The sequence below is a fragment of the Bradyrhizobium dasycarpum genome, assembly GCF_042019905.1.
In the GTDB taxonomy this organism is placed as follows: domain Bacteria; phylum Pseudomonadota; class Alphaproteobacteria; order Rhizobiales; family Xanthobacteraceae; genus Bradyrhizobium; species Bradyrhizobium japonicum_B.
Map to the genome: position 1 here is coordinate 1,468,178 of NZ_CP169574.1, position 16,328 is coordinate 1,484,505.

The following is a 16,328-nucleotide window of genomic DNA, read 5'->3' on the forward strand; positions in this document are numbered from 1 at the left end:
TTAGATCAAGTCGTGGATGCCCGGGTCAAGCCCGGGCATGACGAATCATGGGCTGCGCAGCGTGATGATAGAGTGCAAGCGCCCTACTCCGCCGGATTGGCCGGCGTCGACACGTCGCTGCCGGTGGCCGCCTGCGAGGCCGCGGCCTTTCTCTCCACCATGCCGACCGCGATGATCGAGCCCTCGTAGAGCGCCATCAGCGGAAACGCCAGGGAGCACTGGCTGAGCACGTCGGGCGGCGTCAGCACGGCCGCGATGACGAAGGCGATGACGATGAAGTAGCGGCGCTTCTCGCGCAGCATTTTCGAGCTGACGATGCCGATCCGACCGAGCAGAGTCAGGATCACCGGAAGCTGGAAAGCGATGCCGAAGGCGAAGATCAGCGACATCATCAGCGACAGATATTCGCCGACCTTGGGCAGGAGCTGGATCTGCGCGGTCTCGTCGCCGCCGGCCTGCTGCATGCCGAGCGAGAAGCGGACCAGCATCGGCAGCACCACGAAATAGACCAGCGCGGCGCCGAGCACGAAGAAAAACGGGGTCGCGACCAGATACGGCAGGAAAGCCTGCTTCTCGTGCTTGTAGAGGCCGGGCGCGACGAATTTGTAGATCTGGGTCGCGATGATCGGGAACGAGATGAAGCCGGCCCCGAACAGCGCCAGCTTGAGCTGGGTGATGAAATATTCCAGCAGCGCCGTGTAGATGAACTTGGAGTTCTCGGGGCCCGCGATCCACACGAACGGCCAGACCAGCACGTTGTAGATCTGCTTGGCGAAGAAGAAGCAGAAGATGAATGCTATGCCGAATCCGAGCAGCGCTTTGATCAGCCGCGAGCGCAGCTCGATCAGATGGTCCATCAGCGGGGCTTTGCTGGCCTCGATATCGGCGTCGGTCATGACGCTTTGGCGTCCTTGATCGCTTCGGAAGGCGCGGTGTCCTGCGCCACCTTTTCCTGCTCGACCTCACGGGTGATCACAAGCGGCTCGTTGGCTGCCGCATGCGCCTCGGCTTCCATGAAGGTCGCGGGCGTCGGCGCTTCCGGCGTGGTCGGCATTGCCGGCGCTTCAATCGAAGTCGCCGGCGCTTCACTTGAAGTCGCCGGCGGTTCGACAGCATTCGTCGTGGCCGTCTCGGCCGGCTTGTCCAGTGCATCGACGCGCAGTGCGTCGCTGACGTCCTTCTGGAGCGAGGTCAGCGGATTGAATCCGGTGGCGGCTTCCTTGACCTCGTCAAAGCTCTTCTTGAGGTCGGCCATCTCGGCCTCGCGCATCGCTTCCTGAAACTGGCCCTGGAATTCGGCGGCCATCTTGCGCGCCTTGCCCATCCATTGTCCGACCATGCGCAGCACGCCCGGCAGCTCTTTCGGGCCGATGGCGATCAGGGCCACGACCCCGATCAGGACCAGTTCACTCCACCCGATGTCGAACATGAGGTCTTCCGTTCACGCGAAGCCGTAACCGGCCCAATCCCTTGCGCGCAGGATCGGGGCCGCCCTACCCACGTCTCGCGTGCTGCTCTCGGCTCAGACGGCCTTGCTGCCGACGTCGGTCCGCGCCGCGGTCGGAGCACCATTGTGCTCGATGGACTTGGCCGGCTCGGGCTTCTCGGCGGACTTGTCGTCGTCCTGCATGCCCTTCTTGAAGGCTTTGATGCCCTGCGCCACGTCGCCCATCAGGTCCGAAATCTTCCCGCGGCCGAACAGCAGCAGGACCACCGCGATCACCAGGATCCAGTGCCAAATGCTGAGTGAACCCATCCTGCAACCCTCCAAACGCGCATGGCCGGGGACCCGGCCGATCTTCACCGAAACCTAGGCTCGGCAGGTCGCAAAAACAAGGACCTAGGCAGCGCCAATTCGCTGTGAGCGCTACGTAATCTTGCTAGTGTTAACCGGTCGCAGGGGCCCGTCAGCGGACGGTACGTCAGTCCTCGCTGCCGCCTTTGCTGCCGCCCTCGCCGTGTTCCTCATTGCCGGCTTCCGCCGTCGTTTCCGCAGTCTCGGGCTCGACAGCAGGCGCCAGCGCCAGATCCAGCTCGTCGCCCGGTTCCAGCGGATCCTCGTCCTCGCGCAGCGTCGGATCGTCGGACGGTGTCGGCACGCTGAATCCGGTCGGCAGGCGCGAATCCAGCAGCCCCGTGCCTTTCAGCTCCTCGAGGCCCGGCAGATCGCCGAGCTGTTCCAGGGTAAACTGCGACAGGAAGTCCTCGGTGGTTCCAAAGGTCAGTGGACGACCCGGCGTCTTGCGCCGGCCACGCGGCTTGATCCAGCCGGTCTCCAGCAGCACGTCGAGCGTGCCCTTCGAGGTGACGACGCCGCGGATCTCCTCGATCTCGGCGCGCGTCACAGGTTGGTGATAGGCGATGATCGCCAGCACCTCGATCGCCGCGCGCGACAGGCGCCGGGTCTCGGTGCTCTCCCGCGTCATCAGCCAGGCGAGATCGCCGGCCGTGCGGAAGGTCCATTTGTTGGCGACGCGGACGAGATTCACCCCGCGCAAGGAATAGTCGGCCTGGAGCTGTTCCAGCGCGGCCTTGACGTCGACGCCCTCGGGCATGCGCTTGGCCAGCGTCGCAGTGTCCAGCGGTTCACTCGAAGCGAACAGCAGCGCTTCCAGCAGCCGCAATTCCTCGGGACGTGCCTGGGATTCGTTCTCCATCGGCTCGGCCTCTTCTACCCGCACTTCAGCCAGGCTTGCCATGGCAGATTCTCCTTCTTGCACTTAAGCGACCGGCGCATCAGGCGCAGGAGCTGCGTCCAGGACCGGTTTCGGGCGCCCCTTCCGGAAATAGATGGGCGCAAACGCCTCTTTCTGATTCAGCTCCAGCTGACCTTCGCGCACCAGTTCCAGCGCGGCGGCAAAGCTCGAGGCGAACACCGTCGCGCGCTGGGTGGGATCGGCGACATGCCGGATCAGAAAATCGTCCAGCACGCCCCAATCGTCCTGTTCGTTGAGGCTGCCGACCAGCCGCTCCAGCGTGGCGCGTGCTTCGGCGAGCGACCACACCGTGCGCTTGGCCAGATGCACGCTCGCCAGCACGCGCGATTGGCGCTGCGAGGCATAGGCGGTGAGCAAATCGTACAGCGTCGCGGTGTATTTCGGATGCTTGATCTCGGCGATCTGCTCGGGCTCGCCGCGCGGGAAGATGTCGCGCTGCAATTGCGGCCTGTTCATCAGGCGGTTGGCGGCCTCGCGAATGGCCTCCAGCCGGCGCAGGCGGTTGGCGAGCGCGGTCGCCATCTGCTCGGCGCTCGGGCCCTCCGCGCTCGGCGGCTCCGGCAGCAGCAGACGCGACTTCAGGAAGGCGAGCCACGCCGCCATGACGAGATAGTCGGCGGCAAGCTCCAGCCGGATCTTTCGCGCGGCTTCGATGAAATGGAGATATTGATCGGCCAAGGCCAGGATCGAGATCTTGGCGAGGTCGACCTTCTGCTGCCGCGCCAGCGCGAGCAACAGGTCGAGCGGGCCCTCATAGCCCTCGACGTCCACCACCAACGCCGGCTCACCCTCGGCAAGCTCTGCGGGCCGCCCGGTTTCGAAGGATAGAATTTCTGCGGTCATGCGGATGCCGTGGTTGTCCGTGCGATCAATGCGTCCAGCTCTGCGCGTGCGGCCTCGCGGTCGAGCGGCTGCGGCGCCTTGCGCGCGCCGAGGGCGGCATTCGCCCGCGCCAGCGCCCGGCCCGACAGCACAGGCGTCTGGCCGGCGACCGCACGCATCTCCTCGATGTCGCCGTTGCAATGCAGGGCCACATCGCAGCCGGCCGCGAAGATGGCGCGGGTCCGTTCGGCGATAGTCCCCGACAGCGCGTTCATCGACACGTCATCACTCATCAACAAACCCTGGAACCCGATTGCGCCGCGAATCACGTCAGCAATCATTGTCGCAGATGTCGTCGCCGGATGGGCGGGGTCGACCGCGCTAAACACAACATGTGCAGTCATGGCCATCGGCAGGTCCGACAGCGGCTTGAATGCCGCGAAGTCGGTCCGTTCCAGCTCGTCCCTCGGCGTATCCACCGTCGGCAGCTTGAAATGAGTGTCCGCAGTGGCGCGGCCATGGCCGGGAATGTGCTTGAGGACCGGCAGCACGCCGCCCTGCTCCAGTCCTTCGGTGACGGCGCGCGCGATCGCCGCGACCTTGGCCGGTTCGGTGCCATAGGCCCGGTTCCCGATGACGGCATCGGCGCCCGCGACCGGCACGTCGGCGAGCGGCAGGCAATCCACGGTAATGCCGAGATCGGCCAGATCAGCCGCAATCAGGCGGGCGCTAAGGCGCGCCGCCGTGAGGCCAAGCACCGAATCAGTGTCGTACAGGGTCGAGAACACGGCGCCCGGCGGATAGACCGGCCAGTGCGGCGGACCGAGCCGCTGCACCCGTCCGCCTTCCTGGTCGATCAGGACGGGCGCGTCGGCAACCCCGACAGCATCGCGCAATTCTGCAACCAAAGCAGCGACTTGAGCTGGTGTGGCGACATTGCGCTTGAACAGGATGAAGCCCCATGGGCTCTGCTCGCGGATAAACTCCCGCTCGACGGCGGTCAGTTCCGTTCCGGATACGCCGGTAATGAAGGCCCGCGTGCTCATAACGGCCGATTAACCCTGACCCGCGAGGGGGTCAAGGAAACGGCCGTTAATTCCTCTGGACGAAGCAGGCGGACAGGCCGGCGGACTTCAGGCTGTTGCAGGCATGCGTCGCCTCCTCCGCGGAGGCGTAGGGACCAGCGAAGGCGCGGTAGACGACGCCCTTGCCCTTGTCGGTCAGGTCGACGCGCTTGATCACCGGCGAGCGCGAGCCGAGCACACTGCCATACTTGCTCTGAAGCACGCGGTAGGACGCCGCGGCGCTTTCCTCGCTCTGCTGCGAGGAAACCTGCACGATGTAGCCACCGCCGCTGCCGGCGGGCGCGATCTGGGTCGGAGTGGTCGCCGCCATCCGCTGCGGCGGCTCGGCCGCCGGAGCCGATTGCGGGGCCAGCGACATCGGCTGATTGGCGCTGGCATTGGCCGAGGTCGGCGGATTGCGCGGCGCAACCGGCGCAGGCGCCGCCACAGGCTTCGGCGCAGCCGTGGGCTTGGCGGCTGCCGATTGCGGCGCGGCGCTGTCGGTTTGATCGCCCTTCACGGCGACAGTCCTGATCGGACGCGGCGAATTGTTCGGCAGCGTGCCGTTGCTTGCACCCGGGGGCGGCAGCGCGGACGGCGACACGCTCGCAACCGATGGCGGGTTCGCATTCTGGTTCAGCGGCGGGAACACCACGCGGGGACCGCCTGCCTTGGCGTTGACGTCCACCGGCGCCTCTTCGCGCGGCACGATCTTCTCGGTGCCATCGCCGCTCGCCATGCGATCCGGCACCTTGGTCGAGGAATCCGACGGCGCAGGCACGATCTTGGTCGGCGTGTTGTCCGCCTTGATGATCGGCGGCTCGCCGCTGCGGGACGAGCCGATATAGGTCTTGTAGGCGAAGGCAGCGCCCGTGCCGACCACCGCCAGCGCCAGGATGGCCGCGACCGTCATCATGCCGCCGCGCTGCTTCTTGGGCTCGTCGAGCTCCTCCTCAGGATACTCGCTCTGGTACGCGTAAGGATCGTCCGGATAGGCCGGTTCACGCTGATAATCCTGCTCGCCCGCCTCGAGCCGGCCATAGAGCGCATCGTCGTAGCGCGACGGATCGGGCTGCTGCTGATACGGCTCCTGATGGGCGGCCTGCTGCTGGTAGGCCTGATCCTGATAGGCGTGATCCTGATAGGCGTGATCCTGATAGGCGTGATCGTGATGGGCTTGCGGCTGACGAAGTTCAGGCTCCGGCACCGCGGGCGGGGCCGAATAGCGATGCAACGGATGAACCGGATTGACGGTGACCGGATAGTCGGGCTCTGCGGGTGCCGGCTGCGGCTGCACATTGGCGCGCCGCATCCATGAGGGCGGTCCGGGCGGTGCAGGCTCAGCATAGTCCTGCTGATCATCGTCCTGCCGATAATCGTCGTCCTGATAGCTCTGGCCGGGCGGAGATGCTGCCGGCGGACGCGCACCGGGCCGCGCCTGCGCAGCGAAAGGATCGGTCTGTCCGATCAAGCGGGCGAGTTCAGCCAAGGGATCGCTGTCCGTCCTGCCATGCTGGTCGCCACCGCGACCATAGTCATCGGAAGGAAACGGTCTGTCCTGATATCGTTCGGCCATCGTGATGATGCGTCCCTTCGGGAAAGCCGCGCGCCCCTCGACCAAGGCACGGCTTTCGACCCACAAGGCTTTCAACCAAGTCTAAGCGATCCGGCTTCTGCCGGTTACCCCCGAATTCCCCTTAAGTAGTTCGCCCCAAACTACCGCATCTCGTTCGGAGCATGGACGCCGAGGATGGCGAGGCCCGATGCCAGAACCGAGACGACGCCCTGGACCATGGCCAGCCGCGCCTTTGTTAGATCTGCATCATTATTGATAATGAAGCGTAAATAGGGCAAATCGCGCCCCTTCGTCCAAAGTGCATGAAATTCGCTGGCTAAATCATAGAGATAAAAGGCAATTCGGTGCGGCTCGTGGGCCGCTGCGGCGGCTTCGAGCATACGAGGATATATTGCGAGGCGCTTGAGAAGTTCAAGCTCGACCGGATCCGATAACCGTTCCACCGCCGACTCACTGAGCCAGGCGATTCGGTCGCCGGCAGCCTCGGGAAGCTCCGGGAACACCTCGGCCCGCGCGTTGCGGAAGATCGAGTGGCCGCGGGCGTGACCGTACTGCACGTAGAACACCGGGTTGTCGCGCGACTGTTCCATCACCTTGGCGAGGTCAAAGTCGAGGACCGCGTCGTTCTTGCGATAGAGCATCATGAAACGGACGGCGTCCTGGCCGACTTCATCCACCACCTCACGCAAGGTGACGAAGTCCCCGCTCCGCTTCGACATTTTAACCGGCTCGCCATTGCGCAGCAGCTTGACGAGCTGGACGATCTTGACGTCGAGCGAGCCCTTGCCCGACGTCGTCGCCTTCACCGCCGCCTGCATGCGCTTTATGTAGCCGCCATGATCGGCGCCCCAGACGTCGATCATCTCGGCAAAACCACGGTCGAACTTGTTCTTGTGGTAGGCGATGTCGGAGGCGAAGTAGGTGTAGGAATTGTCCGACTTGATCAGCGGACGATCGACGTCGTCGCCGTAGGCGGTTGCCTTGAACAGCAGCTGCTCGCGATCTTCCCAGTCCTCGACCGGGGCGCCCTTCGGCGGCGGCAGGCGACCTTCGTAGATGTCGCCCTTGGCCTTCAGGAAATCGATGGTCTCGGCAACCTTGTTGTTGCCGCCCTCGATCAGCGAGCGCTCCGAGAAGAACACGTCGTGGCGGATGTTGAGGGCGGCGAGATCGTCCTTGATCTCGTCCATCATCATCGCGATCGCCTTGGCGCGGACCGTCGGCAGCCATCCGGCCTCGCTCATCGCGAGGAGCTTGTCGCCGTGCTCGGTCGCAAGCGCCTGTCCGACCGGCTTGAGGTAGTCGCCGGGATAGAGGCCTTCCGGGATCGCGCCGATGTCCTCGCCGAGCGCCTCGCGATATCTAAGGAAGGCGGAGCGCGCGAGCACGTCGACCTGGGCGCCGGCGTCGTTGATGTAATATTCGCGCGTGACGTCGTGGCCGGCGAACTGGAGCAGGCTCGCCAGCGCGTCGCCGAACACGGCGCCGCGGCAATGGCCGACATGCATCGGCCCGGTCGGATTGGCCGAGACGTATTCGACATTGACCTTGGAGCCGCCGCGGACGCGGCCGTAATCGGCGGCCTCGCGCAGCACCGTCCGCAGCGCCTCGGCCCAAGCGGCCGGCCTCAAGGTCAGATTGATGAAGCCGGGACCGGCGACGTCGACCTTGGCAATCAGCGCGTCCGCCCGAAGCCGCTCGGCGATCTGCTCGGCGAGATCGCGCGGCTTTGCCTTTGCCTCTTTCGCCAGCACCATGGCAGCGTTGGTCGCCATGTCGCCATGAGTGGCATCGCGCGGCGGCTCGACCACCACGCGCGCGAAATCGATGCTCTCGGGCCAGTTGGCCTCCTTCGCAAGCGCGCGGCAGGCGGCATGCACGCGTGCGAGCACGTCGGCGAACAAATGCAGTGCTGAGGATGTGTCGGGCATGGCCGCCGCCTAACGCAAATCCGGGGTCGAGTCAAAGAGCCGCTGGTGCTCGGTCAGGGCGAAACGGTCGGTCATTCCAGCAATGAAATTGCCGATCCGGCGGGCCCGGTCGCCCTCATTGTCCGCCTCGGCCCCGAGCAGCCATTCCGGCGGCAGCTCGCCAGGGGATTGCAGGTATTTCGCGAACAGGTCGAACAGGATCTGCTCGGCCTCCGCCATCACCCGCATCACCCGCTTGTGGCGGTACATATGCTGGTAGAGGAAGGCCTTGATGGCAGCCTCTTCCTCCGCGACCTCGGCTGGGAACGCGACCAGGGCCCGGCTCTGCTGGCGTACGTCCTGGGCCGATTGCGGCTTCACCGCGGCCAGGTTGTTCTGCGCCTGTGCGAACACCGCACCGATCAGATGCGAGATCAGCTCGCGCACCAGCTCGGCGCCGCGCCTGAAGTCTTCGAGGTCAGGATAATGCGCGGAGGTCTCGGCGATGATCTCGGCCGTGAGCGGCATCGCCTTGAGATCGTCGAGATGGAACAGGCCGGCGCGCAGGCCATCGTCGATGTCATGGGCGTCATAGGCGATGTCGTCGGCGATGGCGGCGACTTGCGCCTCCAGCGAGGCGAAGCTCCACAATTCGAGATCGTAGGTCCTGACGTAGTCGGCGATGCCCACGGGAATGCCGTGCTCACGATAGCGCCCGACCGGCGCGCCGCTGCGATCGGTCAGCGGACCGTTGTGCTTGACGATTCCCTCCAGCGATTCCCAGGTCAGGTTGAGCCCGTCGAACTCGGGATAGCGATGCTCCAGCGAAGCGACGACGCGGAGCGTCTGGGCGTTGTGGTCGAAGCCGCCGAACTGCTTCAGGCAGGCATCCAGCGCCCGCTCCCCGGCATGGCCGAACGGGGGATGACCGAGATCGTGGGCAAGCGCCAAGGTTTCGGTGAGGTCTTCGTCCAGCCCGAGCTGCCGCGCCAGCGCGCGGGCGATCTGCGCCACCTCCAGCGAATGGGTCAGCCGCGTGCGGTAGTGATCGCCCTCGTGGAACACGAACACCTGGGTCTTGTACTTCAGGCGGCGGAACGCGGTGGAATGGATCACCCGGTCGCAATCCCGCCGGAACGGGCTGCGGGTCCGGCTCGGCGGCTCCGCGACCAGCCGGCCGCGGCTGCGGTCGGGATCGCAGGCATAGGGCGCGCGGGGAGCTGCCATTCCGACGGACACGACGAATTTAGTCCCTATCCATTTGATTCTGCGTATCCTTGCACTTAACTATGCCGGACGCGGGATACCAAATGAAATGGGTATCGCGTGGGACGACCGGACTATCGGAGACCGACAATGACCACTGCCGTGACCATCAGCGACCGGGCCGCACGCCGGATCGGAGAGATCCTCAAGGGCGAAGGCTCTGGCGCGATGCTGCGCATCTCGGTCGAGGGCGGCGGCTGCTCGGGTTTCCAGTACAAGTTCGACATCGACCGTGCCAGGACCGACGACGATCTCGTGATCGAGCAGGAGAATGCGGTGGTGCTGGTCGATTCCGCCTCGCAGCCCTTCCTGGCGGGATCGCAGGTCGATTTCGTCGACGACCTGATCGGCGCCTCGTTCCGCGTCAACAATCCGAACGCCACCGCGTCCTGCGGCTGCGGCACCAGCTTCTCGGTCTGACTGGCTACGTGCCGGTCGCCTGTCTTTCCTCGTCCGTCCACTCCATTTCGACCGGCATCAGGTCCGGCTGGAGCGGCGCGTCGTCCGACATCGTGTAGCCGTCCAGCGCGCGCAGCAGGGCCGCGACCAGCGCCGGCTTGCGCAGCGGTTTGGCCAGGAAGTCCGACATGCCGGCCTCGCGGCAGATCCTGACATCCTCGGGGAAAGCGTTCGCGGTCAGCGCGACGATCGGAAGGCTTGCGAAGCGCCCGCCCTGCGCGCGGATCGCACGGGTGGCGGCAAGCCCGTCCATGTCGGGCATGCGCACATCCATCAGCACGACGTCGTAATGGCCCTCGGATGCCGCCGCGACGGCCTCGGCGCCATCGGTGACGACCCGCAGGTCGACGTCGAAGGCCCCTAGCATCTTGCTCACGACCATGCGGTTGACCGCATCGTCCTCCGCGACCAGCACCTTTAGCGGCCGATCGAGGCCGGCGATGCGGGCCTTGAGCACGTCAGCCTCGTCGCGTTCCGACGTTTGGTCGGATGCCTGCGCCTGGCTCCAGGGCAGCACCAGCGTGAAACGGAAGGTCGAGCCCTGCCCCGGCGTCGATGTGACGCCGATCGTGCCGCCCATCTGCTCGATGATGCGCCGGGAGATCGCCAGGCCGAGGCCGGTGCCGCCGAAGCGGCGGCTGATCGAGGCGTCGGCCTGCGCGAAGTCGCTGAAGAGCTGGCCGAGCTTTTCGGGGGCGATGCCGATGCCGCTGTCGGTCACCGCCCATTCCACGGTCGCCAGCAGGTCACGGCGCGCCTGACAGGTCGCAGAGATCGTCACCTCGCCTTCGTCGGTGAACTTTACCGCGTTCGAAGCGAGGTTGAGCAGCACCTGGCGAATACGCGCGACGTCGCCGCGCAGCGTCGGCGGCAGGTTCGGATCGAGCTCGAGCTTGATTGCCAAATCCTTGCTCTTGCCCTTGCTCTTGGCGCTCGCGCGCGCGACGTTGGCGACGGTCTCGACCAGCATCTGCGGGGTGAAATCGATCGCCTCGAACTGGAAGCGCCCCGCCTCGAGCTTGGACAGGTCGAGAATGTCGTTGAGGATGCGCTGGAGATTGTCGCCGGATTCGCGGATCGTGGTGACCGCCTCGCGCTGCTCCGGATCGAGCTTGGTCTCCAGCAGCATGCTGGCGAGCCCGAGCACGCCGTTCATGGGGGTGCGGATCTCGTGGCTCATCACCGCGAGGAAATCGGATTTGGCACGGCTCTCGGCCTCGGCCTTTTCCGCGCGCCAGCGCTCGGTCACGTCGCGTCCGAAGCCGCGATAACCGAGGAACTGGCCCTCGCGGTCATAGGCCGGCTTTGCCGTCAGCGACCACAGCCGCGCCTCGCCGCCGGCGACGACCTTGAGGTTCATCTCGTGCAGCGGCTCGTTCTGCTCCATCAGGCCGACGACGTTGTAGGCCGCGCTCTTGTCCTCGGGGCAGAGCATGTCGAGCACGTCGGCGAAATACGATCCCTTCAGCAGCGGCAACGGTACCTGCGCGACGTCGGCAAAGCGGTCGGGCACGTCGACCAGGCGTCCTTCGGCATCGGTCTGCCACAGCCAGTCGCTGGCGTTCGCCTGAAAATCCTTCAGCAGCAGCGAGATGATCTCGGTCTGCCGCTCCAGCTCGAGCTGGGCCTTGATATTGCCGAGGAAGAGATTGCCCTGCGAGACGATGTTGCGCGCCATGAAGAATGCGAACAGCAGCAGGAACACCGCCGTCACCAGGTAGGGCCCGGTGCCGCAGAGCAGCAGCGCGCCGGCGCAGGCGACCGTCATGGTGGCGAGATAGACGAGGCCGGCGCGCGGGAAGGTCGAGAGCGTGAAGGCGCCGCCGGACATCATCCCGACCATCAGGCAGGCCAGGATCAGCTGGCTGGTCGGCTCGATGCGGCTGAACAGCGCGAGCGGCAGCGCGCCCCAGATCGCGGCGAGGAAGGCCGCCTGCCGCAGCATCTGCCGCGCGGCGCGAGGCGAGGCCTCCTGCGGCGGGTTCTGGTGCGACCTCCGCCAGGAGCGCACCGCGAGCGAGGCGGTGGTGGCGAGCGTCAGGCCCCAGATCGCGAGGAAGTCGTTCCAGCCGTGCCCCCAGAACAGGATCAGGACGATGGCGACGTTCAGCATCGTCACCGCCATCGTCACCGGGATCAACTGCGTCACGGCGTCGATCTGCTTGGCGCGGATGCGGCGGATCTCGCGCTCGCTGAGGCCGGCGGTCAGCCCGTCCTCGATCTCGAAGCCGCCGAGCCAATACAGGAAGGCGCCGATCAGTCCGTCACGCAGCGCAGTTCGCTTCATCGACTTGTCCGGCCAGCCCATCCGAGGAACCCCTTGACGATCAATGGCCTGCCGCCTGCTTAAGCCGGGTTAATTTTGTGGGAGATTTTGCGGCGTCCTTGACGGGCGCGTTTGCAGTTTGTTCTAACCATGGCCCCTGCCCGGAGCCCGCCGACATGACCATCAGAGTAGCCACCTGGAACGTGAACTCGGTCCGGCAGCGGATCGACCTGCTGCTGACCTGGCTGAGGGAATGCCAGCCGGACATCGTCTGCCTCCAGGAGATCAAATGCGTCGACGAGGCCTTTCCGCGGCTGGAGATCGAGGCGCTCGGCTACAACGTGGTCACGCACGGGCAGAAGACCTTCAACGGCGTCGCCCTGCTCTCGAAGCTGCGCTTCGACGAGACCAAGTCGGGGCTCGCCGGCGACGACGAGGATGCCCACGCCCGCTTCCTTGAGGGCGTGGTGACGCTCAAGTCGGGCGTGCTGCGCATCGCCTGCCTCTATCTGCCCAACGGCAACCCGGTCGGGACCGAGAAATATCCCTACAAGCTCAAATGGATGTCGCGGCTTCTTGACTATTCGAAGGAGCGCCTCAAGACCGAGGAGCCGCTGATCCTCGCCGGCGACTTCAACGTCATCCCGCATGCCCGCGACGTGCACAATCCGGCTGCCTGGACCGAGGACGCCCTGTTCAAGACCGAGACGCGGGAGAGCTTTCAGTCCCTGCTCGGCCTCGGCCTGACCGACGCCTTGCGGGCGGTCACCGACGAGGGCGGGCTGTACACCTTCTGGGACTACCAGGCCGGCGCCTGGCAGAAGAACCAGGGTCTGCGGATCGACCATCTGCTGCTGTCGCCGCAGGCCAGCGACAAGCTCGCCAATGTCGGGATCGACAGCTATGTGCGCGGCTGGGAGAAGCCGTCGGACCACGTGCCGGTGTGGGCGGATCTGGATCTCGAGGCGGCGTGACGCACGCCGAGATGCCGCACCTGCCGTAGGGTGGGCAAAGCGAAGCGTGCCCACCACCTGCTCCGATCATGACGAGATCGTGGGCACGGCGCTTTGCGCCTTTACCCACCCGACGGGACCGTGACTATTCCCTGCGCCCCTGCACCCATTGCTCCAGCATTTGCAGGGCCATGGCGCGGTCGTCGTCGGAGGCCTTGGCGAAGGCGCGGTTGTAGCTTTCCTTGATCCAGGTCTCTTCCGTGCCCGCGCTGTCACGCGCCAGGGTGAGCCACATCAGGCCGCGGGCCGCCTGCCGCGGCAGACGGTCGCCGTTGAACAGCATCTGGCCGAGCAGCGCCTGCGCCTGGTGCTGGCCCTTCTGCGCGGCGAGACCGAGCCAGCGCGCGCCATAGCGGAAATCCTCGCGCGAGGCGTCCGGCGTCTTCAGGTAGAGCCGGGCGAGATCGTATTGCGCGTCGGCATTGCCGAAATACGACGCCGCATAGGAGAACATCTCCCGCGCCCGCTCCGGATCCGACTTGATCTTCGAGTTCGGGATGCCGCTGAGATAGTACCGGCCGAGCGCGACGAAGGCGTTGGCCACGATCTGCGCCTGCGGCGCCGACGGGCTGTCCTCGGCATGCGCGTTGGCGATCCGGCTGAAATATTCGAAGGCGCGCAGATCGTCCTGGGCGACGCCGTCGCCATTGGCGTACATGCGGCCGAGCTTCCACTGCGCGATGGGGTGGCCGCCCTCCGCCGCATATTGCAGCGCACTGAGCGAGGTCTCCTGCGGCACAGCCGCCGGCGCGATCTTGCCGCGCACCGTCGCCGCGGTCCCCGGCAAGTTGGTCACGACCGGGATGGTCGCGTCCTTCGGGTTGACCGGGGCGCCGTCGAAGGCAAGCGCCGGCGCGGCCAGCGCACTCGCCCCCAACACAAACGCAACTATGGCACGCCTAGATGTCCGCATAGCACTGTTTCTCGTGCGCGCCGCCCGGATGGGTCACTGCCCCCCGACCGCTGGTCCAACCTGCTGAGCATACTTCCAGAGCGCACCCGACGTGTGGTTAGTCGCGCGAGCGCTCCATTTGGTCTTGCGCTGGGCGAGCTCGGCGTCGCTCAATTTTACGTTAAGGGTACCGGCGACCGCGTCGATCTCGATGATGTCGCCGTCCTCGAGCAGCCCGATCGGGCCGCCGATGGCGGCTTCCGGGCCGACATGGCCGATGCAGAAGCCGCGGGTGGCGCCGGAGAAGCGGCCGTCGGTGATGAGCGCGATCTTGCCGCCCATGCCCTGGCCGGTCAGCGCCGCGGTGGTCTGGAGCATTTCCCGCATGCCGGGGCCGCCCTTCGGCCCCTCGTAGCGGATCACGATGACTTCGCCTTCGCGGTAGGTGCGGTTCTGGACCGCCTCGAATGCATCCTCCTCACGGTCGAAGCACCTGGCCGGACCGGTGAACCTGAGGTTGGACATTCCCGCGACTTTCACGATCGCACCTTCTGGCGCCAAATTCCCCTTCAGGCCGACCACACCGCCTGTCACGGTGATGGGCTTGTCTCGCCGGGTGCACCACGTCCTGGTGCGGATTCCACTTCACGCTCTTGAGGTTTTCGGCGATCGTGCGGCCCGTGACGGTAAGGCAATCACCGTGCAGGAAGCCGTTGTCGAGCAGCGTCTTCATCAGAAGCGGTATGCCACCTACTTCAAACATGTCTTTGGCGACATAACGGCCGCCCGGCTTCAAATCCGCGACATATGGTGTCTTTTTGAAGATTTCGGCGACGTCGAATAAGTCGAACTTGATGCCGCACTCATGCGCGATCGCCGGCAGGTGCAGCGCAGCATTGGTCGAGCCGCCGGAGGCCGCCACCACGGCAGCCGCGTTCTCCAGTGCCTTGCGGGTGACGATGTCGCGCGGCCGGATGTTGGACGCGATCAGGTCCATGATTTTCTCGCCCGCGGTCATGCAGAACGCGTCGCGGATTTCATACGGTGCCGGGGCACCGGCCGAGTAAGGCAGTGCGAGGCCGATCGCCTCGGAGACGGTCGCCATGGTGTTGGCGGTGAACTGCGCGCCGCAGGCGCCCGCCGAGGGGCACGCCACGCGCTCGATCTCGTCGAGGTCCTCGTCCGACATGGCACCGACCGAGTGCTTGCCGACCGCCTCGAACATGTCCTGCACGGTGACCTGCTGCCCACGGAACGTGCCGGGCAGGATCGAGCCGCCATAGATGAAGATCGAGGGCACGTTGAGGCGGACCATCGCCATCATCATGCCGGGCAGCGACTTGTCGCAGCCGGCGAGCCCGACCAGGGCGTCATAGGCGTGGCCCCGAACGGTGAGCTCGACGGAATCGGCGATGCATTCGCGCGACGGCAGCGACGAGCGCATGCCGTCATGCCCCATGGCGATGCCGTCGGTCACGGTAATGGTGCAGAACTCGCGCGGGGTGCCACCGGCCGAGGCCACGCCCTTCTTCACCGCCTGGGCCTGGCGCATCAGCGCGATGTTGCAGGGCGCAGCTTCATTCCAGCACGAAGCGACGCCGACGAAGGGCTGGTGGATCTGCTCGGTGGTCAGACCCATGGCGTAGAAGTAGGACCGATGCGGCGCGCGCGCAGGGCCTTCCGTCACGTGACGGCTCGGCAGCCTCTGCTTGTCAAACTTCGCGCCCATCGCAAACCAGCTTCCCCGGTCGACCCTTTCAGACCCGAAAAATCAGAGCCAAGATTTGAATCGACCTTGGGATTTTCCAGCGCCCCTTGGGACCGCCGCTGCCCTTCAAACATCTGTGCGATTTTATTCATGTTTGGGTGTGGCCAAAAAGCGGCGGTGATGCGAACCACCAGTGATGACGGTTAAATCGGAACCGAGTGTTGCGTAGACGGCACAATCGTTACCGGGAAGACACGGGTTGGCATACTTGGATACCTCGCAAGGAAAGCGATCCACAACCTCTGATTTCAACTCTTGTGAGGTACCGAGGTCGTACTGAAGTCGAGATGCGCACGCAAAGTGAGTCGGCGGCTCTGCCGCACTCTCGTGTGCCGGACAAGCCGCGACGCGAGAGCGTTGCGGTGCAGAGCCGGGACCCAGGGCGACACGGCACATTGCCGCGACATGGGCCCCGGCCCTGCAGCGCAACGTACCGGACGATGCTTCGCATCGCCGGGGGCGCTGTGTCCGGGGCACGAGAGCGGTGTGGGCGAGGCGGTAGGCTATTTCCTCCCATCACCACTGTCATTCCCCGCCACCGGGTCTCGCCTTCGGCGAGCCCGATGACAGGCTCC

Annotated in this window: 15 protein-coding genes; 2 read left to right on the forward strand and 13 right to left on the reverse strand. The window is 65.5% G+C overall.

All coding sequences use genetic code 11. The annotated features are described in order from the left end of the window. Nucleotides 1-83 precede the first annotated feature (83 nt). The 9 genes from tatC to ACETMP_RS07515 all read right to left on the reverse strand — a co-directional run bounded on the left by tatC (nucleotide 84) and on the right by ACETMP_RS07515 (nucleotide 9,316). Complete coding sequence (gene tatC / locus ACETMP_RS07475; protein ID WP_375160455.1) at nucleotides 84-896, reverse strand: twin-arginine translocase subunit TatC; 813 nt, start codon at nucleotides 894-896, stop codon at nucleotides 84-86. After that, the gene (gene tatB, locus ACETMP_RS07480) at nucleotides 893-1,429 is read right to left on the reverse strand and encodes a Sec-independent protein translocase protein TatB (RefSeq protein WP_375160456.1); all 537 of its coding nucleotides are present in this window, start codon (nucleotides 1,427-1,429) and stop codon (nucleotides 893-895) included. Before tatB ends, tatC begins: the two co-directional genes overlap by 4 nt. 93 nt (nucleotides 1,430-1,522) lie before the next feature. After that, on the reverse strand, nucleotides 1,523-1,756 hold the full coding sequence (locus ACETMP_RS07485) for a twin-arginine translocase TatA/TatE family subunit (protein WP_028136237.1): 234 nt from the start codon (nucleotides 1,754-1,756) through the stop codon (nucleotides 1,523-1,525). 166 nt (nucleotides 1,757-1,922) lie between these two features. Continuing rightward, the gene (gene scpB, locus ACETMP_RS07490) at nucleotides 1,923-2,699 is read right to left on the reverse strand and encodes an SMC-Scp complex subunit ScpB (protein ID WP_375160457.1); all 777 of its coding nucleotides are present in this window, start codon (nucleotides 2,697-2,699) and stop codon (nucleotides 1,923-1,925) included. A 21-nt stretch (nucleotides 2,700-2,720) separates the two neighbouring features. Continuing rightward, nucleotides 2,721-3,560 carry a segregation and condensation protein A gene (locus ACETMP_RS07495; RefSeq protein WP_375160458.1) on the reverse strand — a complete coding sequence of 280 codons (840 nt, stop codon included), beginning with the start codon at nucleotides 3,558-3,560 and terminating at the stop codon, nucleotides 2,721-2,723. Beyond that, nucleotides 3,557-4,585 (reverse strand): beta-N-acetylhexosaminidase, encoded by a 1,029-nt coding sequence (nagZ, locus tag ACETMP_RS07500; protein ID WP_375160459.1) that lies wholly within the window; start codon nucleotides 4,583-4,585, stop codon nucleotides 3,557-3,559. The genes ACETMP_RS07495 and nagZ overlap by 4 nt, the downstream gene beginning before the upstream one ends. 46 nt (nucleotides 4,586-4,631) lie before the next feature. Further along, entirely contained in the window at nucleotides 4,632-6,179 is a 1,548-nt protein-coding gene (locus tag ACETMP_RS07505; protein ID WP_375160460.1) for an SPOR domain-containing protein, read from the reverse strand. 140 nt (nucleotides 6,180-6,319) lie between these two features. Continuing rightward, nucleotides 6,320-8,110 carry an arginine--tRNA ligase gene (gene argS, locus ACETMP_RS07510; protein WP_375160461.1) on the reverse strand — a complete coding sequence of 597 codons (1,791 nt, stop codon included), beginning with the start codon at nucleotides 8,108-8,110 and terminating at the stop codon, nucleotides 6,320-6,322. 9 nt (nucleotides 8,111-8,119) lie between these two features. Continuing rightward, nucleotides 8,120-9,316 (reverse strand): deoxyguanosinetriphosphate triphosphohydrolase, encoded by a 1,197-nt coding sequence (locus ACETMP_RS07515; protein WP_375160462.1) that lies wholly within the window; start codon nucleotides 9,314-9,316, stop codon nucleotides 8,120-8,122. A gap of 129 nt (nucleotides 9,317-9,445) precedes the next feature. Between ACETMP_RS07515 and erpA the strand changes: the two genes are divergently transcribed. After that, nucleotides 9,446-9,775 carry an iron-sulfur cluster insertion protein ErpA gene (gene erpA, locus ACETMP_RS07520; protein ID WP_375160463.1) on the forward strand — a complete coding sequence of 110 codons (330 nt, stop codon included), beginning with the start codon at nucleotides 9,446-9,448 and terminating at the stop codon, nucleotides 9,773-9,775. Nucleotides 9,776-9,779: 4 nt separating this feature from the next. On the opposite strand, the gene ACETMP_RS07525 is transcribed toward erpA, so the two are convergent. Beyond that, nucleotides 9,780-12,122 carry an ATP-binding protein gene (locus ACETMP_RS07525; protein WP_375160464.1) on the reverse strand — a complete coding sequence of 781 codons (2,343 nt, stop codon included), beginning with the start codon at nucleotides 12,120-12,122 and terminating at the stop codon, nucleotides 9,780-9,782. 134 nt (nucleotides 12,123-12,256) lie between these two features. Between ACETMP_RS07525 and xth the strand changes: the two genes are divergently transcribed. Further along, nucleotides 12,257-13,054, forward strand: a complete 798-nt coding sequence (xth, locus tag ACETMP_RS07530; protein WP_049820088.1) for an exodeoxyribonuclease III — start codon at nucleotides 12,257-12,259, stop codon at nucleotides 13,052-13,054. A gap of 124 nt (nucleotides 13,055-13,178) precedes the next feature. Here xth and ACETMP_RS07535 read toward each other — a convergent pair whose 3' ends face one another. The 3 genes from ACETMP_RS07535 to ACETMP_RS07545 are packed head-to-tail and all read right to left on the reverse strand — an operon-like array spanning nucleotide 13,179 to nucleotide 15,714. Beyond that, complete coding sequence (locus ACETMP_RS07535; protein ID WP_375160465.1) at nucleotides 13,179-14,006, reverse strand: tetratricopeptide repeat protein; 828 nt, start codon at nucleotides 14,004-14,006, stop codon at nucleotides 13,179-13,181. Nucleotides 14,007-14,039: 33 nt separating this feature from the next. Then, nucleotides 14,040-14,579 carry a dihydroxy-acid dehydratase gene (locus ACETMP_RS07540; RefSeq protein ID WP_375160466.1) on the reverse strand — a complete coding sequence of 180 codons (540 nt, stop codon included), beginning with the start codon at nucleotides 14,577-14,579 and terminating at the stop codon, nucleotides 14,040-14,042. Beyond that, a complete protein-coding gene (locus ACETMP_RS07545) occupies nucleotides 14,464-15,714 on the reverse strand; it encodes a dihydroxy-acid dehydratase (RefSeq protein WP_375160467.1) in 1,251 nt (416 codons plus the stop codon). The genes ACETMP_RS07540 and ACETMP_RS07545 overlap by 116 nt, the downstream gene beginning before the upstream one ends. Nucleotides 15,715-16,328 lie beyond the last annotated feature (614 nt).

Bases quoted from the DNA above. Each gene is read 5' to 3' on its own strand.
- scpB (WP_375160457.1), bottom strand. From the start codon at position 2,699: ATGGCAAGCCTGGCTGAAGTGCGGGTAGAAGAGGCCGAGCCGATGGAG.
- ACETMP_RS07495 (WP_375160458.1), bottom strand. From the start codon at position 3,560: ATGACCGCAGAAATTCTATCCTTCGAAACCGGGCGGCCCGCAGAGCTT.
- argS (WP_375160461.1), bottom strand. From the start codon at position 8,110: ATGCCCGACACATCCTCAGCACTGCATTTGTTCGCCGACGTGCTCGCA.
- ACETMP_RS07515 (WP_375160462.1), bottom strand. From the start codon at position 9,316: ATGGCAGCTCCCCGCGCGCCCTATGCCTGCGATCCCGACCGCAGCCGC.
- erpA (WP_375160463.1), top strand. From the start codon at position 9,446: ATGACCACTGCCGTGACCATCAGCGACCGGGCCGCACGCCGGATCGGA.
- ACETMP_RS07485 (WP_028136237.1), bottom strand. From the start codon at position 1,756: ATGGGTTCACTCAGCATTTGGCACTGGATCCTGGTGATCGCGGTGGTC.
- ACETMP_RS07505 (WP_375160460.1), bottom strand. From the start codon at position 6,179: ATGGCCGAACGATATCAGGACAGACCGTTTCCTTCCGATGACTATGGT.
- ACETMP_RS07545 (WP_375160467.1), bottom strand. From the start codon at position 15,714: ATGGGCGCGAAGTTTGACAAGCAGAGGCTGCCGAGCCGTCACGTGACG.
- ACETMP_RS07535 (WP_375160465.1), bottom strand. From the start codon at position 14,006: ATGCGGACATCTAGGCGTGCCATAGTTGCGTTTGTGTTGGGGGCGAGT.
- tatC (WP_375160455.1), bottom strand. From the start codon at position 896: ATGACCGACGCCGATATCGAGGCCAGCAAAGCCCCGCTGATGGACCAT.
- xth (WP_049820088.1), top strand. From the start codon at position 12,257: ATGACCATCAGAGTAGCCACCTGGAACGTGAACTCGGTCCGGCAGCGG.
- nagZ (WP_375160459.1), bottom strand. From the start codon at position 4,585: ATGAGCACGCGGGCCTTCATTACCGGCGTATCCGGAACGGAACTGACC.
- tatB (WP_375160456.1), bottom strand. From the start codon at position 1,429: ATGTTCGACATCGGGTGGAGTGAACTGGTCCTGATCGGGGTCGTGGCC.
- ACETMP_RS07525 (WP_375160464.1), bottom strand. From the start codon at position 12,122: ATGGGCTGGCCGGACAAGTCGATGAAGCGAACTGCGCTGCGTGACGGA.